We start from the raw sequence: 20152 nt of genomic DNA, 5'->3' as shown, positions 1-20152 counted from the left end.
CTAGACGGATTCCGTTTTGCACGATTGTTGACACACTCATAATTCGAGGCGTATGGTCCTGGCTAGCTCGAATTTCGAGCGAACTCGAACCGATTGGACCCGCCTTGCGTCTCCCGACCCGCGCCCTCTCCCGTATCGCCACCCTCGCCGTGATCCCGGCCGCACTCGTCGCCGGCGGCGTCGCGGTGTCGACCGCGTCCTACTCGGCCTTCTCCGCGACGTCCTCCGACGACGCCAACAACTGGTCCATGGGTTCGGTCTCGCTGAGCAACGACGCCGCGAACGGAGCGCTGTTCTCCGCATCGAACCTCAAGCCCGGCTCGACCGGGACGAACTGCATCGCGGTCACGTCGAGCGGATCGCTGCCGAGCGCGGTGAAGCTCTACGCCACCAACGTGCAGCAGACGAAGTCGCTCGGCTCGTACGTGACGCTGCGGGTGACGCAGGGCACCGGCGGCGGGTACGGCACCTGCACCGGTTTCACCGCGGCCGCGGGCGCGGACGGCACCCTCTACGACGGCTCGCTCGCGACCTTCGCCACCACCCGTACGAACTACGCCACGGGTGTCGGCACCTGGAAGCCCACCGGCGACAAGGCCGAGACGCGGACGTACCAGATCGCCTACACCGTCTCGCCGGACGCCCCGGCGTCCTTGATGGGTGCCAGCGCGAGCCTCGGCTTCACCTGGGAAGCACAGAACTCCTAGACCCGGTCAGGAGGAGTCGACCGTGCGTTCGACGTCGTGGATCCGGTTCACGGTGGTGCTTGCCGCCCGCGGGGTGGTCGCAACGGTGTTCGGCATGCTCTTCTGGGCAGCCGCTCCGATGCTCATCGGCTGGCACAGCACCACCGTGATGACCGGCTCCATGGAGCCCTCCTTGCACGTCGGCGACGTCGTGGTCAGCAAGCCCGTCGACCCGCGCGACCTGCACCGGGGACAGGTGCTGCTGTTCGACGACCCGGACCACGCAGGTGTCCTGCGCCTGCACCGGTTCGACGCGCTCCACGGCGACGGCACGCTGACCACGAAGGGCGACGCGAACCCGCACGCCGACTCCACCCCGATCACCCGCTCCGCCGTCGAGGGCGTCGGCTACCTGCGGGTGCCCCTCGTCGGCACGCCGATCACCTGGGCAGCCGCGGGTGACACCGCCTCCCTGACGGGGCTCGGCGCAGCGGTCCTCGCCGTCACGCTCCTCGCCGTCACCCCTGCGGTCTCCGGGAGCCACCCGTCGACGGCACCGGCAATCCGTCGTGCGCGCCACCGCGCCCGCCGACGTCGCCCGCGCGTCTCCACCGCCGTGGCCGTCACCGCCGTGTGCGTGGCAGGAGCACTGGCACTCCCCGCTCCGGCAGCAGCGGCCGCGTTCACCGCGACGACCCCGTCGGCCACGAGCACCCTCGCGACCGCGACGGCGTTGCCGGTCTCCGCGCTGACCTGCGCGACGAACAGCGACGGAACGGTGTCGATCGGGTGGGGGTACGCCGGTACCGCACCCGAACGCTTCACGGTCCTCGTCGACGGGCAGGAGGTCGCACAGCGCCCCGCGGACGCCCGGAGCACCACGGTGGGCTCGTGGGACCTCTTCACCTGGCGGACCTCGACGGTCAGCATCCGCACCGACCTCACGAGCACCTGGACCGCCACGTCGACCGAGTCGGTGCGGGTGGTCACCGTGCGCTTCCTCGGGTTCGGTCGCACGAGCTGCGCTCCCTGACGAGCACCCGCTGACGCCCGCCACAGCCCGTCGGCGGAGCCGGAGGGGTCCGGCCCTACCCGTCCGACGAGGCCCCGGCGCTCCCGACCGCGAGCGCCCGCACGCGTGCGAAGGCGTCGCGGTGGCGGCCGCGCAGCACGGCCCACCCCTCGGTGGTGTCGATCGACCCCGGGTCCGCCACGGACACCGCGAAGCCGTGCTGCGCCCGCGGCACGGACTCCCCCGGCAGGCGCAGCTCCTGCGTGAAGGCACCGGTGTCGGGCGCGAAGACGAGCGTGTGCGCCGCGACGTCCCGGTCCCAGTCGGCCGAGGGCCACGACATGAACGAGACGTGGCGCGGCGGGTCGAGCGGGGTCGTCGCCGAGACCCAGCACCCGTGGTGGTCCTCACCGGGCGACAGGATCGTGTACGTCCCGCCCTCCCGGTACACCAGGAGGGCTTCGCGGAACGGCTTCGCCCGGTACATCGCGGTGTAGGACAGTGCCTGCGCGTGGACCGGACGGCCGAGGGTCAGGGTGACGGAGGGTCCTGTGGTCGACACGTGCTCGTCCTTCCCGTGGTGGTCTTCCGCGCCATCGTGGACCGGCTTCCTCCGGTCGCGGTGGGGGCCGACCGAGGACTCACTCAGCCCCGGGGGCGGTCCCGGGTGTCGCGCGAGCTCCGCCGGAGCGCGAGCGGGATCGAGACCCACAGCGCCGCCGTCCCGATGAACACCACGGCACCGCCGACGACGCCGCCGACGTCCCCGATGACCACGTCGAACACGAACAGGACCGTGCCGGAGAACAGCAGGGCACTCGCGGCCAGGGCGGCGATGAGCAGCACGTTCCCGGCCCGGACCAGGTCGTGCTTCTGCCGCTGCCGGAACACCAGCCGGTGGGCGGAGACGGCCGACAGCGCGACGACCGTGATCACGACCGCGAGGACCACCAGCACGAGGTAGACGACCTCCTCGCCCGCAGTGAGCATCGTGAAGCGCTGCTGGAACGGGAGCGTCAGCAGGAACCCGGCCAGGATCTGCGTCCCGGTCTGCACGATCCGGAGCTCCTGCTGGATGTCCGACCAGTTCCGGTCCCACCGCTCGGTCGGGGTCTCGTGCCGACCGCGCTCGGTGTCCTGTGGTGCACCGCTGACGTCGCTCATGTGCTGAACCTACTGCGCCGTCACGAGCCGGAAACACGACTCCGCGAGACTGTCCGCATGACTCCACAAGAGCCAGGGAGCCTGCAGTCGTCATCCGTGACCGCAGGCCCGCCCGTCACCGTGTCCATCACCCGCCTGGTCGAGCCCGACCGCATCCCCGACGCCACCGCCTGGGTGCAGTCCGGCGTCAACCTGGCGAACCGCTACCCGGGGTTCCTCGGCTCCGGGTGGGTCCGCTCCCACGCCACCAGTCGCGAGTGGCACATGCTCTACCGGTTCGCCGACCACGAGCAGCTCGCCACGTGGGAGAACTCCGACGACCGGCTCCGCTGGCTCGACCAGGGGCGCGACCTCGTGGTGGAGTCCCGCGTCGAGAAGCGCACCGGCATCGAGGGCTGGTTCGACGCCCCGCAGGACGCCCCCGCGTCGAGTGCCCCGCCCCGCTGGAAGCAGGCGGTGAGCATCTGGCTCGGGTTCTTCCCCGTGAACCTCGTGTTCACGTACCTGGTCGGCTGGCTCGTCCCGGCGTTCGGACACCTGCCCGTGCTGCCCCGCGTGCTGATCACGACGCTCGTGCTCACGCCGATCATGACCTTCTGGGTCCTGCCCTTCGTGACGACGCTGATCCGCCCGTGGCTGCTCGCTCCCCCGCGGGCCGCCCGGCAGCGCTAGGGGGTTCCGAGCACCGACAGCTGGTCGAGCCGTTCCAGGATCACGCCCTCCCGCAGGGCCCACGGGCAGATCTCCAGCGCCGGCAGGTCGAAGATGTCCAGGCACGCCTCGGCGACCAGCGCGCCGGGCACCACCTGGTGGGCGCGGCTCGACGAGACGCCGGGCAGCGCCGAGAGCTCGTCGACGGACTTCGTCAGCAGCGACGGCAGCAGCCGTCGCAGCTCGGCACCGTCGAGGGACCGCGGGACGAGCGGCCCGGCCGCCGACGGCGCCGCCCCGCAGATGCGGGCGATCGACCGGAAGGTCTTCGAGGTCGCCACGGCACGGTCGGGCCTGCCCGCACGGAGCAGCAGGCCGGCGTCGCGGGCGATCGCGACGCGGATCTCGTGCCGGATCCGCCGCACGTCGTCCTCGCTCGGGGTCCCGTCGGCGAAGTAGGTGCGGGCGAGACGGGCGGCGCCGATCGGCATCGACCACGCGACGTCCGGCGCTTCGTCCGCCCCGCCGGCGATCTCGAGCGAGCCACCGCCGATGTCGAACACCGCGAGCCGCCCGGCCGACCACCCGAACCACCGGCGGACGGCCAGGAAGGTCAGACGCGCCTCGTCCTCGCCGGACAGCACGGCGAGCTCGACGCCGGTGCGCTCCTCGACGTGCGCGAGCACCGCGTCCGAGTTGACGGCGTCACGGACGGCCGAGGTCGCGAAACCGAGCATGTCCTCGCACCCGCGCTCCTCGGCGACGCGGACGGCGTCGGCCACGAAGGTCGTGAGGGCGTCGACACCCGCGGGCGTCACCGCGCCCGAGTCGTCGAGGTGCTCGGCGAGCCGCAGCGGCTGCTTGAACGACGACGCCGGCAGCGGGGCAGCCCCGCCGTGGGCGTCCACCACGAGCAGGTGGCCGGTGTTGGACCCGATGTCGAGGACTCCCACGCGCATGCCACAACGCTAGCGGCCGGGAGGCGCGGGGCTAGGCCCGCAGGAACGACTCCAGCTCCGACGTGGTCGGGTACGAGGCCTGCGCGCCCGGCTTCGTCGCGGCGTACGCACCGACCCCGACGGCGAAGCGCGCAGCGTCCACCAGGGAGTCCCCGGCGTCGAGCCGGAGGGCCACAGCCCCCATGAAGGCGTCACCGCAGCCGGTGGTGTCGACGGGCTCGACCCGCACGGCGTCGACGTCGACCGGGTCGGCGTCCCCGTCGTGCACCGTGCACCCCGCGCCGCCACGGGTCACGATCGAGCGGGCGACCCCGTGGTCCCCGAGCTCGGCGGCCTCGTGCTCGTTCACCAGCAGCACGTCGGTCAGGTCGAGGAGTTCCTGCGGCACGCTCCCGAACGGCGACAGGTTCGTGAGCACCGTTGCTCCGGCAGCACGGCCGGCCCGCGCGGCGGCGAGCACGACGTCGATCGAGACCTCGAGGCAGAGCCCGAGCACGCCGGCACCGTCGAAGGCCCGGGCGGGCAGGTCCTCCGGCGTGAGGGTCGCGTTCGCACCGCCCGAGATCACGATGGTGTTCTCGCCCGCGGCGTCGACCGTGATGACGGCCGTCCCGGTGGCGACCCCCTGCCGGACCGCGACGTGCGTCGTGTCGGCGCCGGCCGATGCGACGGACTCGCGCAGCAGTGCACCGTTCCCGTCGTCGCCCACCGCACCGATCATGCGCACGGTGCCCCCGAGCCTCCCGGCTGCCACCGCCTGGTTGGCGGACTTGCCGCCGGGCAGGATCGCGAGGTCCGACCCGTGCAGGGTCTCCCCGGGCTTCGGGAAGCGCTCCGTGCGGACCACCAGGTCCGCGTTGAGGCTGCCCACGACGACGATGCCGCTCATGCGGTGGCTCCTGTCTCGGCCGAGGCCGGGCGCGGGATGAGGAAGGAGGTGGCGAGGGCCGCGCAGGTGATCACGGCACCGAGCAGCATCCCACCGGAGTAGCCGGCGGTGCCTGCGGACCCGCCGGTGCCGAGTGCGGTCTGGAGCGCCGGCAGCACCGCGAAGCTGATGCCCGCGCCGAGGTTGAACGCGCCCGCGTTGAGGCCCGGCAGGAAGCCGGGGTTCGAGTCCGGCGAGAGCACGATGCCGAGCCCGTTCAGCACGATGTTCGCGATGCCCGCGTAGGTGATGCCGATGAGCACGGTGGCGGCGACGAGCACGGGCAGCGAGTGGACGCCGACGAACGCCATGACGAGCGTCGCGACGATGCTGCCGACCAGGCCGACGCGGAGCACGGCGCGGTAGCCGAGCGTCGGCGCGAGGCGTCCGGAGAACGGCCCGACGACCCACCCGACGAGCGCGTAGGGCACGAGGAACGCGAGCGAGGCGACGTCCGGCTCCATCCCGAAGCCGACCTCGTCGTTCTGGGCCAGGCTCGTGACCAGGCCGTTCACGACGGCGAAGACCCCCGTCATGGTGAGCAGGGTCGTGACGAGCAGCGCCCAGGTCCCGCGGCGCTTGAGGTACCGGGTCTCGACGAGCGGCTCGCGGACCCGCGACTCGATCGCCCAGAACACCCCGAACGTGACGACCGCCAGGACGATCGCGACGACGACGAGTGCCCAGTCGGCCGCGGCGAGCTTGCCGGCCTCGTTGAACGCGGTGAGCAGCGCGCCGACGCTGACGACCAGCGGGAGCACGCCCCACCAGTCCATGCGCGTGCCGGCGGAGGGTCGGGACTCGACGCCCCAGCGGGCGACCATGAGCGCGGCGACGGCCGTGACGACGACGATCACCCAGAAGATGCCGCGGAACCCGAAGTGCGTCGCGATCCAGCCGCCGGCCAGGGCGTCCACCCCGGCGATGCCGCCGTTCACCGCGGTGAGCAGGCCGAGTGCGGCGCCGTAGCGCTTCGGGTCGGCGATCTCGTTGCGCAGGATGAGCAGGCCGATGGGCACGACCGGGCCGGTGACGCCCTGGATCATCCGGCCGACGAACAGCATCGGCACGTTCACGGCGAGGGCAGCGACGGCGCTGCCGACGAGCATCACGAGGAGCATGCCGAGCAGGACGCGCTTGCGGCCCACGATGTCGGACAGCCGGGGCAGGAACAGCGAGAACAGGGCCGCGATCGTGAAGAACAGCGTCTGCGAGAGCCCGATCGTCGCGTCGTCGGTGCGGAGTTCGTCCGCCATCGTCGCGAGTGCGGGGCTGAGCATGCTCGCGTTCAGCTGGAACGCGACGCACGCAGCGAGCAGGGCGGCGGTGAGGGCAGCGGTCGACTTCGTCGTCGAGGTGGTGGTCACGGCGCTCAGGCCTCCGGGGTGACGGTCGTGTCGGCGGACTCGACGGCCTGCGCTGCGGCACGCGGGGACCAGCCCGTGTCGGGCGTCTCGCCGATGCGCTCGAGGGCGTCGACGACGAGGTCCCAGAAGCGCTCGTGGTCGAGCTCCATCGCGGCACTCGTGCGGCAGTCCTCCGGCGCAGGGCCACGGAGGTCGGCGACGGTCATGCCCAGCGTGTGGGTGCCGGTCGTCTCGATCGCGATCGGCATCCTGACCGCGCGGACGATGGTCGGGTCGATGACGTACGCGACGGCGCACGGGTCGTGCACGGGCGGGGCGTCGAAGCCCTGGGCGTCCTCGTACGCCTTGCCGAAGAAGTCGAGCAGTTCCCCGACGAACGCGGCCGGACCGGTGCCGACGGCGGCGATGCGCGCGGCGACCTCGGGGGTCGCGAGGGCCTGGTGGGTGAGGTCGAGGCCGACCATGACGACGTCCCACCCGGCGCGGAAGACGACGTCGGCCGCCTCGGGGTCGATGACGATGTTGAACTCGGCGACCGGGCTCCAGTTGCCGACGTGCACGCCGCCGCCCATGAGGACGACCTGCTTCACGCGCTCGACGATGCGCGGCTCCTTGCGGACGGCGAGGGCGATGTTCGTCAGACCGGCGGTCGGCACGATCGTCACGGTGCCGGGCTCGTGCGCCATGACCGTGTCGATGATGAGGTCGACGGCGTGGCGCTCGTCGAGACCGAAGGACGGCTCGGGGAGCATCGGCCCGTCCAGGCCGCTCTCGCCGTGGATCTCCGGGGCGACCTCGATCTCGCGCAGCAGCGGCCGGTCGGCGCCCGCGGCGAAGGGCACCCCGGTGATCCCGGCGATGCGTGCGACCGCGAGGGCGTTGCGGGTGACCTTCGGCAGGGTCTGGTTGCCGACGACGGTCGTCACCGCCAGGAGCTCGATCGTCGGGTTGCCGTGCGCCAGCAGGATGGCGACGGCGTCGTCGTGGCCGGGGTCGCAGTCGAGGATGATCTTCTGCGTCGTTGCATCGGGCACCTTGGGCGCTCCACTTCGTCGGGGATCGGCGTCGGCGGGCCGCTCGCAGCCCGCCGTGTCCGGCAGTGCCGGACGGAGGTATGTGCTCGACGCGGTGGGGTCCGCGCTGTGGAGGAACCAACTCCAGTGCGGCGCGTCAAGCGTTTGACATCAGAACACGTCAAACGCTTGACGTCAACTCCGAGCGGTCCTCAGCCGAACCGGTGCGCGCTCGGTCGCTAGGCTCGACGGGTGCCATCCCCAGCCGCTCACGGCCGTCGCGTGACCGCCGCGATGGTGGCCGAGCGTGCGGGGACGAGCATCGCCACGGTCTCCCTCGTCGTGAACGGGAAGGACCGTGGGCGGGTGTCCCCGCCGATCGCCGACCGGGTGCGCGAGGCCGTCGACGCCCTCGGCTACGTCGTCGACCACGCGGCGAGCTCCCTGGCGCGCGGGACCGGCGACCTCGTCGTGCTCATCGCCCCCGACCTGTCGAACCCGTTCTTCGCCGAGGTGATCCGCGGCGTGCGGGACACCCTCGGCGACCGGTTCCAGCTCGTGCTCTCCGTGACGGAGCGCGGCGCGCAGCCCACGACCGCAGACCTCCGGCGCTTCGAGCGCCTGCGGCCGGCGGGGATCCTGGTCGACGCCCCGGCCGCGGGCGAGTCGATGGACGCGAGCGTGCCGGTCGTGCTGCTCGACGCACCCGACGCGGCCGCGGGCACGACCGCCGTCGACTACGACCTCGCTCCGGGCATCGACGCACTCGTCGCCCACCTGCGGGATCGCGGGCACGGACGCGTCGCCTACCTCGACGGCACCGCACGGGTCGCCACGTTCGGCATCCGCCACCGGATGTTCGACGAGGCCTGTGCCGCAGCGGGCATCACCGTCTCGGAGCTCGGCGCCCGCGCGGACCTGACGGTCGACGCGGCGGCGCTGGCGACCGAGCACGCGATCGAGGCGTGGCACGAGGACGGCGTCACCGCGGTCGTCGCGGCAGCGGACACCCTCGCGTACGGCGTGCTGCGGGTCGCGGGCGCGATGGGACTCCGGGTGCCGGAGGACCTGGCGGTCGCGGGCTTCGACGACCTGCCGTCGTCGTCGGTCACGGCGCCGGCACTGACGAGCGTCGCACTGCCGGGAGCCGAGCTCGGGCGCACCGCCGCCCAGCGCCTCCTGGCGACGATCGACGGCACCGCGGTGGAGCCCGTGGAGCTGCCGGCGCGGCTGGTCACCCGGGCGAGCACCGGCGGCTGAAGCGAGCGCTTGCGGGCGGCACGCCGCCGGCGGCGCGATCACTCCGCGAAAGCGACAGTGCGGCCCCTCCCGGCGCCTGCGCACTGTCGCTTCCGCACACCACTCGCGCACCACTCGCTCCGCGTCAGCCGGCGCCGCGGGACGCCGGTGTCTCGACGAGACGCCGCTGAGACGGCGAGACGCCCCCGTTCCCGGGGGCGTCTCGCCGTCTCGGGGCGTCTCGCTCAACGCAGGGCGTCTCGCCAGCTCAGGGCGTCTCGCACCGTCGCCGGCGTCCCGGCGCGCAGCGCAGCCGCTCAGGCGGAGGTGTCCCGCCTCGCCGACGCCTCGGCCTCGACCGTCTCGCCCGCGGCGGTCGGCGACGCCGGAGTCGCGCCACGGTCGCCTCGGTCAGCTCGCTGCGCACGCTCGAGCTCGTCGGCCTCGGCACCGCCGACCGCCTCGCCACGAGCGACCATGCCGGCCACGTCGGCCAGCTGCATCTGCGGCAGGAAGAGCGCGAGCACCAGGGCCGCCGCGATGAAGGGCAGCAGGTACCAGAACACCGGCGCGAGGGAGTCGGCGTACGCGTTGACGATGCCGTCCTGCAGTGCTTCCGGGAGCTTCGCGAGCGCGCTCGGGTCGATGCTCGCGCTGCTCGAGGCAGCCTGGGAGGCCGGGACGCCCGCGTCGGTGAAGACCCCGGTGAGCGAGTCGGTCAGGCGCGAGGTGAAGAGCGCGCCGAACACGGCGACACCGAGCGAGGCCCCGACCTCGCGGAAGTAGTTGTTCGTCGAGGTGGCGGTGCCGACCTCCTGCGGGGGCACGGCGTTCTGCGCCACGAGGACGACGACCTGCATGATGAGGCCGAGCCCGGCGCCGAAGACGAACAGGTAGACGCAGATCAGCCAGATCGGGGTGCTCGCGGCGAGCGTGGTCATGCCGAGCATCGCCAGGCCGACCACGATCGTGCCGACGACCGGGAACATCCGGTACTTCCCCGTCTTCGTGATCGCGATACCAGACGCGATCGACGTGCCCATGAGGCCCGCCATCATCGGGAGCATGAGCAGCCCGGACACCGCGGCCGAGGTGCCCGAGGACATCTGGAGGAAGGTCGGGACGAACGCGATCGCCGCGAACATGCCGATGCCGAGCACGAAGCCGATGCCCGTCGCGAGGACGAACGTGCGGTTGCGGAAGAACGACAGCGGGATGATCGGGTCCTGCGCCCGCGACTCGACGAACACGAAGAGCGCGGCCGCGACGAGGAACCCGGCGCCCCATGCCCAGGTCTCGAGGGCACCCCAGCCGTGCTGCCGGTTGCCGCCGAACTCGGTGAAGAAGACCAGGCACGCCGTCGTCGCCGAGAGCAGGGCGACGCCGAGCACGTCGATCCGCTTCGTGGCCTTCTTGCTCGGCAGCGTCAGTGCGAACCAGGCCACCGCGAAGGCCGCGATGCCGACCGGGATGTTGATCCAGAACGCCCAGTTCCAGGTCATGTGGTCGACGAAGAAGCCGCCGAGGAGCGGGCCGCCGACGGCCGACAGCCCGAAGATCGCACCGAGCGGGCCGAGGTACTTGCCGCGTTCGGACGCCGGGACGATGTCGGCGATGATCGCCTGCGACAGGATCATGAGCCCGCCGCCGCCGAGGCCCTGGAGCGCGCGGAACACCACGAACTGCCAGAAGTCGGTGGACAGCGCACAGCCGAGCGACGCGAGCGTGAACAGGGCGATCGCGACGAGGAACAGCGTCCGGCGGCCGATGACGTCGCCGAACTTGCCGTAGATCGGCATGACGATCGTCGATGCGAGCAGGTAGCCGGTGGTGATCCACGCCTGGTGCGCGACGCCGCCGAGCTCGCCGACGATGGTCGGCATGGCGGTCGAGACGATGGTCTGGTCGAGGCTCGACAGCAGCATCCCCGCGATCAGGGCGGAGAAGATGATCCAGATGCGGCGCTGCGTCAGGAGCAGCGGCCCGTCGGATCCGGGTCGGGCACGCCTCGTGCCCTGCGTGGTGGCGCTCATGCCGTGTGGTCCTGTCCGGTGGTGGTGATGGCCGCCCTGAGCTGGCGGAGGTTCTCGGTGAGCAGGGCGACGAACGTCGGCCCGGTCGTCTCGTCGAACGCGTCGTCGAAGAACTCGCCGGCGGTGACCTTGAGCAGGCCCGCCGCGGCCTCGGTGACGAGCTGCGCGCGACGGTCGTCCGGGTCGGTCCAGCCGAAGCGCTCCCGCACGGCCTGACCGACGGCGGCCAGCTGCACGTCGACGGCGGCGAGGAACTTCGCCACCATCGCCGGCTCGCGCTCGAACACCCGGCGGACGAGTGCCTCGTCGGCACGGTCGACGCCGGCGACGTGCACCTGCTCGATCGCCAGCGCGACCACGGACCCGAGCGGGTCGAGGTCGTCCGGTACGAGCGCGCCCGACGCGTAGGCGCCGAGCATCTCCTCGGTCGCGCCCTGCTCGATGCCGAGCACGGCGTCGTCCTTCGACGCGAAGTGGTTGAAGAACGTCCGGCGGGAGACGCCGACGGTCTCGCAGAGCTGCTCGATCGTGAACCCGTGCAGGCCGTGCTCGATCGTCGCCCGCCGTGCCTCGACGACCATGCGTCGTCGGAGCGCGCGGGTGCGTTCGGTGGTGCTCACCGAGCAAGAATTGCACTCTGCTGCTGAGAGTGCAACAGGAGGACCGGTTACAGCGCCTTCGCGAAGCAGAACGACCACGGCATGGTCGCCGCGTACGGCTCGTACACGTCGATCTGCTGCCACCCGGTCTTGCGGTAGAGCGCGACGGCCTCGGGCTGCTTGTCACCGGTCTGCAGGATGACCCGTGCGGCACCGGCCTCACGCGCGACCTGTTCCCCCTCGGACAGCAGCGCCGTGGCGGCCCCCTTGCCGCGGGCGGCGGCGAGGACGATGAGGCGCTTCAGCTCGACCTCGTCACCGAGGCGCCGGACGGCGATGTGCCCCAGGGCCGTGCCGTCCTCGTCGATCGCGAGCAGCGAGGTGATCACGGTCGCCGGGTCGACCGTCAGGACGCGGTCCCGCTCGGCCGTGACCGCCGGGTCCTCGCCAGCGTGCCCGTCGCCGTAGCGCTCGTGCATCTCGTCGTCCATGGTGGCGCGGAGGGCCACACCGCGGGGGTCCTCCCAGGCAACGCGCTCGATCGTGATCACGATCATCCATCCTGGCACGACCGCACGACCGCGCGGCCGCGCGGCCGCGGCCACGAGACAGCACGGCCGCGGCCGCGTCACCGCAGCGCTCAGGCCAGCGCGGCGATCGGCCCCTCGCCGGCCCGGAACGCCGCGAGCGCGCCAGCGGCGTCGTCGTACACCGCCGCGGCACCCGCACCCCGGAGCTCGTCGCCGCCGATCCCGCCGGTCATCACCCCGACGCACGGCAGCCCGACCTTGCCCGACGACTCCACGTCCCACATCGCGTCGCCGATCATCACGGCCCGGTCCGCCGCGACGCCGACCTTCTCGAGGGCGACCTCGACGATGGCGGGCGACGGCTTGGCCTGCTCGACGTCCTCGCCGCTCGTGACCGCGGTGATCCACGGCTCGGCATCGAGGAGCTCCAGCAGCCGGTCGAGCTCGTTCTGCGGGGCGCTCGTCGCCAGCACGACTGCGTGCCCGGCGCCCGCCACCGCCTCGAGCAGCTCGCGCGCCCCGGGCAGCAGCCGCAGCTGCGGCATGTGCTCGGAGTAGAACGCAGTGTGGTACTGCTTCGTGGTGTCGCGGACCTCGTCGGAGGCGTCGGGGAGGAGCTCCTCGAGCAGACGACCGGAGTCCATCCCGATCGCCCGGTGGACGCGCCACGCGTCGACGGACTCGCCGGCGGCACGGAACGCTCGCCACCACGCGTCGACGTGCGCGTAGTTCGAGTCGGCGAGGGTGCCGTCGATGTCGAAGAGGACAGCGGTCGAGGGAGCGTCAGCCATCCGTCCAGCGTGCTCCCCCGATCGCGTGCGTCGGTTCAGACCGTGACGGACTGCCCCACCGGCAGGATCGACACCGGCACCCCGCCGAGACCGTCCGTACCGAGCATCTGCACGTTCGACTGCTGCCCGACCTCGCTGAGGAGCAGCTCGTGGATCTGCACGGCACGCTCCGGGGCGACGGCGCGGACGTAGTCGACCCCCTCGCCCGTCTTCGCCCAGGGACCGCTCGTCGGCACGAGCAGCAGCCGAACGGGCACGCCGGGGACGAGGTACGCGTCGCCCGGGTGGAACACCGCGTCGTCGACGAGGTAGCCGACGTTCGCGATGGTCGGCAGGTCGCGGTGGATGACCGCGTGCTCCTCGCCGAAGACGCGGACGGGGACGGGTCCGACGGAGAACGTGTCACCGGCGGACACCGCGACCACGCGACCGTCGTGCTCGCCGAGCTGGTCGACGACGGCCTGCGGCGCGCGGACGACCAGGTCGGGGTTCGCGTCGAGCCCGGCACGGACGGCGTCGGCGTCGAGGTGGTCGGGGTGCTCGTGCGTGACGAGGACGGCGGTGGCCGTGCGGACCAGGTCGGCGGACTCGGGCGTGAAGACCCCCGGGTCGATGACCAGGGTCGTGCCGTCCTGTTCGAGGACGACCGTGGCGTGGTTGTACTTCGTCAGCTCCATGCTGACAACTGTACAACAGTGTTGTAGATCAGCCCGCGAGACGGGCGAGCCGTTCGAGGACGTCCGGCAGCCGCCGCAGGAGCGCACGCTCGTCGTCGTCGAGCTCCTCGCGGATCGCGGTCGCCAGCCAGTCGGCGCGCGCGTCCATGTCCCGCTGCAGCACCGCCTGCCCGGCCGTCGTGATCCCGATGACCGCGACCCGACGGTCGGCCTCGGAGGTCGTCCGCTCGACGTACCCGAGGTCCGCGAGCTCACCGACCGTGCGGGACTGCCCCTGGTGCTTCACCCCGCGACGACGTGCGAGGTCCGCGATGGTCATCGGGCCCTCACGGTGGAGGAACCCGAGCGTCGCGGTGTGGGTGGCCGGCAGTGCGTCCGCCTCGCGACGCGCTGCGCGCACCAGGCGTCCGACGGCCTGCCGGAGGTCCGCGGCCAGCTCGTCGATCGGGTCCATCCCCCGACGCTACCGTGGCACACGACGGACGGGAGGCGCGGTGCCCAGCCGGCACCGCGCCTCCCGTCCGTCAGGTGGTGACGTCAGCTGCTGCGCACGTCGTCCGCAGCGCTCTTCGCGTGGTCCTGCACGTCGGACGCGGCGCCCTGCGCCTCGTCCTTGACGGTCTGCGCGGCGTCCTGCGCGGTCCCCTTGAGGTCCTGCGCGTGCTCCTTCGCCACGTCGCCCAGCTGCGAGCCGACGTCCTTCGCCTGGGACTTCACGTCCTCGACGAGGGGCGCCGCCTTGTCCTTGAGCTCCCCGGCGAGCTCCTCCTCCTTGTCGGAGGTGGGGATGAGCGACGAGGCGAGCCACCCGGCACCGAAGGCGATGAGGCCCACGGCGAGCGGGTTGCCCTTCGCCTTCTGGACGCCCTTGTGCGCGACGTCCTTCGCCTGGTCGGTCGCTCCCGACGCCGAACCCGAGACGCTCGAGCGGGCCGAGTCGGCGGCACCCATGACGGAGTCACGGGCACTGCCCGCAGCACCCATCACGGACTCGCGTGCGTTCTGGAACCGCGTCTTGACCTTGTCGGTCTGGCGGTGGGCGATCGACGACGGGTTGACCTTGTCGGCCAGGGCGTCGACGTCGGAACCGAGGGTCCCGCGGGTGCGCTCGATGTCGGCGCGGATCTCGTCTGGGGTGCTCATGGCTTCCTCCCGGTGTTGGGCTTGAGTGCTTCTGGGACTTCCTTCACGGTCTCGACCGTCTGCGGGGCGCCCTGGATCTCCTTGATCTCCTTGCGCCCGCGGACGGCGAGGATCGCGGCGACGATCCCGTAGACGACCGCGATCACGACGGCGGACCAGGCGTTGCCGATGAGGTAGCCGAGGCCCCACCACGCGGCGATCGACAGGAACAGCAGGGCGAACAGTGCCGTCAGGCCGGCGCCGCCGAACATGCCGCCCGCCTTGCCCGCCTTCTTCGCGGACTCGGTCAGCTCGGCCTTGGCGAGCGCGACCTCCTGGCGGAACAGGCTCGACAGGTCCCGCGAGACGTCGGAGAGCAGCTCACCGAGCGGGGTCGTGGCGGCGCGTTCCTCGGGCGTCGGCTCACCCAGCGGCGTCGCGCCGGGAACCGAGTGGCTCATACGCCGCTCCCGGTCCCCGTCGACGGGCCGTCGGCTTCCTTCTCGTGCTTGATCTCGGTCGCGAGCGCCTTGGTCAGGCGTCCGGCGAGGATCCCGGCACCCGCGGCGAGCGCGATGAAGGTGCCGGGCTTGCGGGCGGCGAAGGACTTGACCTCGTCGAGGAGCGAACCCGGGTCGCGGTTCTCGAGGTACCCGGCGGCGGACCCGGCGCGCTGCGACAGGTCGCGGACGACCTTCGCGGCGAGGCCCTGCTCGTCGTCCTTGTCGGCCATGCGGCTGAGCTGCTCGCCGAGGGTGCGGAGACCACCGGCGGCGCGCTCCTGCTGGCCGGCGGCCTGCTCCTTGAGCGTGTCGCTGGCCTGCGAGTAGAGCTGCTTGGCGTGCTCGGTCGCCTCGGAGGCGACGTTCGACGCCTGCTCCTTGGCGGTGCCGGCGACGTTCGCGGCCTTGTCCTTCGCGTCGCCGGCGACGTCCTGCGCGGCGCCCTTGGCGGCGTCGGCCTTGCCACCGCCGTCACCGGTGCTGCTGCCGCCGGCGCTGCCGGCGGTCGGGACGTACCCGGCGGAGGTGCTCGTGGTCGTGTCGGTCAGCGGGGCCGAGGCGCCGGCGGCCGAGGGGGTCGCGGGCAGCTGCTCGTCGGCCGGCAGTGCGTCGAGCGGCTCGACGTCGTCGAACCCCTCGGGGCGCAGCACGTCGTCGAACGCGCGGTCGTCGGCGGAGTCCTCGTGGCGCGCGGCCGGCACGCCGCTGGCGAAGGACGGCACGGTCACGCCCGGGTGCACCTCGTGTCCCTCGGCAGCCGCGGTGCGGTCGTGGATGGGCGTCCCGGAGTCGTTCCCGGGTGGGTTCGTGGTCATGGTCGGCCTTCCGGTTCGGTCACGACGGGTACGGCACCCGTCGCGTTGGAGACGACCGTGCGCGACGGTGGCTGCGCTGCGTCCCAGGAACGCCGTCGTGCGCGGTCCGTCGGTCCACGGAGCGCGGGCCGACCGTCCGCCCAGCGCGGCTCCGGCAGGATCGGCAGCGTGCCGAAGGTCTCCGTCGTCGTCCCCGTGCTCGACGACGCCGAGCACCTGGCGAGGTGCCTCGACGCACTGGCGGCGCAGACGCACCCGGTCGCCGAGGTGGTCGTCGTCGACAACGGCAGCAGGGACGGCAGCGCCGACGTCGCCCGGGCCTCGGGCGCGGTCGTGCTGCACGAACCGGTGCGCGGCATCGCCCGGGCCTCGGCGCGCGGGTACGACCACGCCTCAGGGGACGTCATCGCACGGCTCGACGCCGACACCGTCCCACCGCCCGGTTGGGTCGCCGAGGCGGTGCGCCTGCTCGGGACGCCGGGCGTCGTGGCGGTCACCGGCCCGGGCCGTCCGAGCGAGGGCGGCCGGGTCCTGCGCCGCGTGTGGGACGGGCTCTACATGGGGCCGTACTTCGTGCTCGTGTGGTCGGCGCTCGGCCGCCCGCCGCTGTTCGGGTCGGCGACGGCGATGTGGCGGGACACCTGGACGGCGGTCCGCGACCGGGTGCACCGCGACGACCCCGAGGTGCACGACGACGTCGACCTGTCGATGCAGCTCGATCCCGCCTGGCGCGTCCTGGTCGACCGCGCACTCACCGTCGAGGTGTCCGCGCGTCCGTTGTCCGGTGCGGCGTCCGTCGCCCAGCGGACCCGGCGCGCCTTCCACACCTTCCGGGTCAACGGTCGACGGGCGAACCCGGTGCGGCGGTGGGCACGGCGTGCGCGCGTGGCGCTCGGGGCGCGGACAGGCGCCACGTCCGCGCCGGCCGCGACGACCCGGACGCCGCCGCCCTGGGCGCGCCGCCGCTGAGCGGTCGTACCGCATCCGGGACTACGATCGACGGTGCGTGTGCGGGCCGGACGCCCGATCACACGCACGAGGGGGGACCATGCGGCCAGCCCGCACCACGACACTGCTCACGACGATCGGACTCGGCGTGAGCCTCGCGCTCACACTGTCCGGCTGCACCGGTGACGACCGTGTCGACGCGGTCCCGACCGCGAGCACGACCGCACCCTCGGCGGGACCGACGGCGACCGGGAGCGCGACGCCGGAACGGTCCCCCGGTGCCGACGCGACGAGCACGTCGACGCCGGGGCCGGACACCACGCCGGTCTCCGCGACGGGCACCGTGCCGGCGACCTGCGAGGACGTGGTGACGCCGGGTGCATTCGGGTACATCGACGAGGTGGCTCTGAACGACCCCGCCGCCGTCGGCGACCTCGAGGTCCCCCGCACCGCCCTGACACCGGCACTGCAGTCCGGCGGCCAGCGGCTGTACTGCGTCTGGCGCGATCCGCAGGCGGACGTCACGAACCTCACCATCCAGATCGAGACCGTCGACCCGGACCGCGCGCTGGCGGCCCTCCGGGGGCTGTCCGGCTTCGACTGCTCGTCCGTCGACGACGGGTACCGGTGCCAGAAGGTCAGCCAGAACCCGCAGTACCCGGTCACCGACGGGGACACCTACTTCACCCGCGGCGGCATCGGCATCCGGATCACCCAGTCGAACGTGCCGACGGAGGGACTGCTCGACGACGTCGTCGGGAACGTGTTCGGCTGACCCTCGCCCGGCCTCGGCTCAGCCGGTCGGTCGTGACCGCACGTGCGCCCGCTCGCCCTGCGGCCCGTACAGGCAGAGCACCTCGGTGACCTCGTCCGTCGTGTTGCCGACCCAGTGCGGGGTGTGCGTGTCGAACTCGACGACCTCGCCCGGCCCGAGGTCGAAGTCCCGGTCGCCGAGCAGCAGGCGCAGTCGCCCGGACAGCACGTAGAGCCACTCGTAGCCCTCGTGCGTCTTGAGACTGCGGTCGCTGTTCGCCGGCATCGGCGGGATGAGCTGCTTGAACGAGCGCACACCCCCGGTGCGCTTCGTCAGCGGGATCACCACCCGGCCGCCGTGCCGCTCGGGCTTGAGGTGGACGCGCGGGTCGCCCGTCTGGGGTGCGCCGACGAGGTCGTCGAGCGGCACCTGGTACGCCCGGGCGAGGGGCAGCAGCAGCTCGAGTGTCGGTCGACGCTGCCCGGACTCGAGGCGCGAGAGGGTCGACACCGAGATGCCGGTCTCGGCGGCGAGCGCCGCGAGCGTGACCTGCCGTCGCTCCCGAAGTGACCGCAGCCGTGGGCCGACCGCGTCGACGACCTGCGCCGTCGTCGGTGGGGTGATCCGTTCCTCCCGGCCGTGCACCATGCGGCCATGTTGCCACATCAGCAAGCTTCGTTGCCGCGGATGCTGCATCCTGGCCATGATGCGGTCATGCGTGATCACTACGACGTCATCGTCATCGGCGGCTCGGCCGCCGGCCTGTCCGCCGCGCTCATCCTCGGGCGGTCGCGGCGCTCCGTCCTCGTCGTCGACGCGGGCGAGCCCCGGAACGCGCCCGCCGAGGGCGCCCACAACTACCTCGGGCGCGAGGGCGTCGCCCCCGCGGAGCTCACCCGCATCGGCCGCGACGAGGTCGCCGCGTACGGCGTCGAGGTCACGGCCGGGAGGGTCGTGGCCACGTCCGTCACCGAGGGCACCGGTGCCGACCCGGTCGGCTTCTCGGTCACCCTCGACTCCGGTGCGGTCGTCACGTCGCGACGGTTGGTCGTCGCCTCCGGCACCGTCGACGTGCTGCCGGACGTGCCGGGACTCGCCGAGCAGTGGGGGCGCGGTGTCGTGCACTGCCCGTTCTGCCACGGGTGGGAGGTCCGTGACGGCCGCATCGGTGTCCTCGTCACGACGCCGAACGGGGCGCACCACGCACAGATGTTCCGTGCGCTGAGCGATCGGGTGACCGCCTTCGTCACCGACCCAGCGTTGGTCGACGACACCGTGATCGCCGGTTTCCGGTCCCGTGGCATCGAGGCCGTCGATGGTCCCGTGACCCGGGTGCTCTCGTCGGACGGCGTCCTGACCGGCGTCGAGCTCGGCTCGGGGCAGGTCGTCCCGCTCGACGCGCTGGCGGCCGCGAGCACGGTGGAGCCGCGCGTCGGGTTCCTCGAGGGGCTCGGGCTGCGGGCGGAGGACGTCGTCGTGAACGGGTTCCGGTTCGGCGGTGGGCTCACCGTCGACGCGGTCGGGCAGACGGGCGTCCGCGGGGTGTACGCCGCCGGCAACGTGACGTCGCCGATGGCCACCGTCATCGCGTCGGCGGCGGCGGGGGCGCAGGCCGGCGCCGCGGTGCACGGGGACCTCGTGCAGGCCGACATCGCGGCGGCGCTGGCCGCCGCGGCCGAGCCCGCCGGTCAGTCCACGCGGTAGCCCGCCTGTGCTGCCAGGAGCGGCGCGAGGGCGAAGAGCTGGTCGGCGCCGATCGTCGCCCCGCGGAACCCCTCGAGCCGCTCCACCCGGTCCAGGTCGGCGGTGCGCAGGTCCACGTGCTCGATGCGGGTGTTCGTGCCCTCGGCGGAACGGATCCGGGTGCCGTCGAACGCGATCCGGAGCAGCCGGGCGTCGGCGATGTCGAGCTCGTCGACCACGCAGTCGCGGAACACCACGTCGGTGAGCGTCGACCCGCGCAGGTCGAGGAACCCGAGCTTCATGCCGACGAACTCGACGCCGTTCAGCGTCGCGTCGTACAGCTCGGCGGAGCCGACCCGGCCGCCCGCGATCCTGACCTCGCGCCAGGCGCTGCTCGACGCGCGGAGCACCGGGGCGTCGAGCGCCTCGACGACCGAGCCGCGGATGCGCAGCCCGCGCAGGTCGGCACCGTCCGCCCGCAGCGTGTCGACGACACACTCCTCGAGCTCGAGATCGGGCAGCCGTTCGCCGGCGACGTCGAACACGTCGATGCGCTTGCCCTCGATCCGATCGCCGGTCAGGACGTCGCCGGGCGCTGGCGTCCAGTCGTCGAGGTCCCGCGGGTCGATCGGGGAGATGCGTGGGGCGGCGGTACCGGTCGAGGAGCGTGCCATGCGC

The 20152-nt window shown here is 72.6% G+C and carries 24 protein-coding genes; 7 read left to right on the top strand and 17 right to left on the bottom strand.

What is annotated here, in order from left to right:
* Nucleotides 1-104: 104 nt before the first annotated feature.
* Complete coding sequence (locus tag DEJ22_RS01390) at nt 105-707, top strand: hypothetical protein (protein WP_111228498.1); 603 nt, start codon at nt 105-107, stop codon at nt 705-707.
* Nucleotides 708-729: 22 nt separating this feature from the next.
* Nucleotides 730-1719 (top strand): signal peptidase I, encoded by a 990-nt coding sequence (locus DEJ22_RS01385; protein ID WP_111228497.1) that lies wholly within the window; start codon nt 730-732, stop codon nt 1717-1719.
* Between the two features lie 55 nt (nt 1720-1774).
* Here the strand turns inward: DEJ22_RS01385 and DEJ22_RS01380 are convergent, their stop codons facing one another.
* Together DEJ22_RS01380 and DEJ22_RS01375 are read right to left on the bottom strand one after the other, a co-directional pair.
* A complete protein-coding gene (locus DEJ22_RS01380) occupies nt 1775-2260 on the bottom strand; it encodes a hypothetical protein (RefSeq protein ID WP_111228496.1) in 486 nt (161 codons plus the stop codon).
* An 83-nt stretch (nt 2261-2343) separates the two neighbouring features.
* Nucleotides 2344-2862, bottom strand: a complete 519-nt coding sequence (locus DEJ22_RS01375) for a DUF6328 family protein (RefSeq protein WP_111228495.1) — start codon at nt 2860-2862, stop codon at nt 2344-2346.
* A 57-nt stretch (nt 2863-2919) separates the two neighbouring features.
* On the opposite strand from DEJ22_RS01375, the gene DEJ22_RS01370 reads away from it, so the two are divergent.
* Nucleotides 2920-3534 carry a putative antibiotic biosynthesis monooxygenase gene (locus tag DEJ22_RS01370; RefSeq protein WP_111228494.1) on the top strand — a complete coding sequence of 205 codons (615 nt, stop codon included), beginning with the start codon at nt 2920-2922 and terminating at the stop codon, nt 3532-3534.
* Here the strand turns inward: DEJ22_RS01370 and DEJ22_RS01365 are convergent.
* Genes DEJ22_RS01365 through uriH form a run of 4 tightly spaced genes read right to left on the bottom strand, consistent with a single transcriptional unit; the run spans nt 3531 to nt 7801 of the window.
* The gene (locus DEJ22_RS01365) at nt 3531-4472 is read right to left on the bottom strand and encodes a Ppx/GppA family phosphatase (RefSeq protein WP_111228493.1); all 942 of its coding nucleotides are present in this window, start codon (nt 4470-4472) and stop codon (nt 3531-3533) included. The genes DEJ22_RS01370 and DEJ22_RS01365 overlap by 4 nt on opposite strands.
* A gap of 31 nt (nt 4473-4503) precedes the next feature.
* A complete protein-coding gene (locus DEJ22_RS01360) occupies nt 4504-5361 on the bottom strand; it encodes a ribokinase (protein WP_111228492.1) in 858 nt (285 codons plus the stop codon).
* A complete protein-coding gene (uriT, locus tag DEJ22_RS01355) occupies nt 5358-6767 on the bottom strand; it encodes a uridine transporter UriT (RefSeq protein WP_111228491.1) in 1410 nt (469 codons plus the stop codon). Before uriT ends, DEJ22_RS01360 begins: the two co-directional genes overlap by 4 nt.
* A gap of 5 nt (nt 6768-6772) precedes the next feature.
* Nucleotides 6773-7801, bottom strand: a complete 1029-nt coding sequence (gene uriH / locus DEJ22_RS01350; protein WP_111228490.1) for a uridine-preferring nucleoside hydrolase UriH — start codon at nt 7799-7801, stop codon at nt 6773-6775.
* A gap of 231 nt (nt 7802-8032) precedes the next feature.
* Here uriH and DEJ22_RS01345 point away from each other — a divergent pair, with 231 nt between their 5' ends.
* Nucleotides 8033-9040, top strand: a complete 1008-nt coding sequence (locus DEJ22_RS01345; RefSeq protein WP_258379749.1) for a LacI family DNA-binding transcriptional regulator — start codon at nt 8033-8035, stop codon at nt 9038-9040.
* A 296-nt stretch (nt 9041-9336) separates the two neighbouring features.
* Here DEJ22_RS01345 and DEJ22_RS01340 read toward each other — a convergent pair whose 3' ends face one another.
* From DEJ22_RS01340 to DEJ22_RS01300, 9 genes are all read right to left on the bottom strand, one after another.
* Entirely contained in the window at nt 9337-11052 is a 1716-nt protein-coding gene (locus tag DEJ22_RS01340; protein WP_111228489.1) for an MDR family MFS transporter, read from the bottom strand.
* Nucleotides 11049-11672: a TetR/AcrR family transcriptional regulator gene (locus tag DEJ22_RS01335; protein WP_258379748.1), complete on the bottom strand. Its 624-nt coding sequence runs from the start codon at nt 11670-11672 to the stop codon at nt 11049-11051. Before DEJ22_RS01335 ends, DEJ22_RS01340 begins: the two co-directional genes overlap by 4 nt.
* 47 nt (nt 11673-11719) lie before the next feature.
* A complete protein-coding gene (locus tag DEJ22_RS01330) occupies nt 11720-12202 on the bottom strand; it encodes a GNAT family N-acetyltransferase (protein ID WP_258379747.1) in 483 nt (160 codons plus the stop codon).
* An 89-nt stretch (nt 12203-12291) separates the two neighbouring features.
* Nucleotides 12292-12972 (bottom strand): HAD family hydrolase, encoded by a 681-nt coding sequence (locus DEJ22_RS01325; RefSeq protein WP_111228487.1) that lies wholly within the window; start codon nt 12970-12972, stop codon nt 12292-12294.
* A 35-nt stretch (nt 12973-13007) separates the two neighbouring features.
* Nucleotides 13008-13649, bottom strand: coding sequence for an MBL fold metallo-hydrolase (locus DEJ22_RS01320; RefSeq protein ID WP_111228486.1), 642 nt, complete (start codon nt 13647-13649; stop codon nt 13008-13010).
* Between the two features lie 28 nt (nt 13650-13677).
* Complete coding sequence (locus DEJ22_RS01315; protein ID WP_111228485.1) at nt 13678-14103, bottom strand: MarR family winged helix-turn-helix transcriptional regulator; 426 nt, start codon at nt 14101-14103, stop codon at nt 13678-13680.
* Between the two features lie 83 nt (nt 14104-14186).
* The gene (locus DEJ22_RS01310; RefSeq protein ID WP_111228484.1) at nt 14187-14792 is read right to left on the bottom strand and encodes a DUF3618 domain-containing protein; all 606 of its coding nucleotides are present in this window, start codon (nt 14790-14792) and stop codon (nt 14187-14189) included.
* Complete coding sequence (locus DEJ22_RS01305) at nt 14789-15232, bottom strand: phage holin family protein (protein WP_111228483.1); 444 nt, start codon at nt 15230-15232, stop codon at nt 14789-14791. The genes DEJ22_RS01310 and DEJ22_RS01305 overlap by 4 nt, the downstream gene beginning before the upstream one ends.
* The gene (locus tag DEJ22_RS01300) at nt 15229-16089 is read right to left on the bottom strand and encodes a hypothetical protein (protein WP_111228482.1); all 861 of its coding nucleotides are present in this window, start codon (nt 16087-16089) and stop codon (nt 15229-15231) included. Before DEJ22_RS01300 ends, DEJ22_RS01305 begins: the two co-directional genes overlap by 4 nt.
* 168 nt (nt 16090-16257) lie before the next feature.
* Here DEJ22_RS01300 and DEJ22_RS01295 point away from each other — a divergent pair, with 168 nt between their 5' ends.
* Nucleotides 16258-17058, top strand: coding sequence for a glycosyltransferase family 2 protein (locus DEJ22_RS01295; RefSeq protein ID WP_111228510.1), 801 nt, complete (start codon nt 16258-16260; stop codon nt 17056-17058).
* Between the two features lie 79 nt (nt 17059-17137).
* Nucleotides 17138-17812 carry a hypothetical protein gene (locus DEJ22_RS01290; RefSeq protein ID WP_111228481.1) on the top strand — a complete coding sequence of 225 codons (675 nt, stop codon included), beginning with the start codon at nt 17138-17140 and terminating at the stop codon, nt 17810-17812.
* 18 nt (nt 17813-17830) lie between these two features.
* On the opposite strand, the gene DEJ22_RS01285 is transcribed toward DEJ22_RS01290, so the two are convergent.
* Nucleotides 17831-18439 carry a helix-turn-helix domain-containing protein gene (locus DEJ22_RS01285; RefSeq protein ID WP_111228480.1) on the bottom strand — a complete coding sequence of 203 codons (609 nt, stop codon included), beginning with the start codon at nt 18437-18439 and terminating at the stop codon, nt 17831-17833.
* Nucleotides 18440-18505: 66 nt separating this feature from the next.
* On the opposite strand from DEJ22_RS01285, the gene DEJ22_RS01280 reads away from it, so the two are divergent.
* The gene (locus DEJ22_RS01280; protein ID WP_111228479.1) at nt 18506-19495 is read left to right on the top strand and encodes an NAD(P)/FAD-dependent oxidoreductase; all 990 of its coding nucleotides are present in this window, start codon (nt 18506-18508) and stop codon (nt 19493-19495) included.
* Here the strand turns inward: DEJ22_RS01280 and DEJ22_RS01275 are convergent.
* Complete coding sequence (locus tag DEJ22_RS01275; RefSeq protein ID WP_111228478.1) at nt 19480-20148, bottom strand: pentapeptide repeat-containing protein; 669 nt, start codon at nt 20146-20148, stop codon at nt 19480-19482. The genes DEJ22_RS01280 and DEJ22_RS01275 overlap by 16 nt on opposite strands.
* Nucleotides 20149-20152 lie beyond the last annotated feature (4 nt).

The organism is Curtobacterium sp. MCSS17_007 (assembly GCF_003234175.2).
GTDB lineage: Bacteria > Actinomycetota > Actinomycetes > Actinomycetales > Microbacteriaceae > Curtobacterium.
The sequence above is the reverse complement of the archived record's forward strand: the minus strand, read 5'-3'. Positions and strand labels throughout refer to the sequence as shown.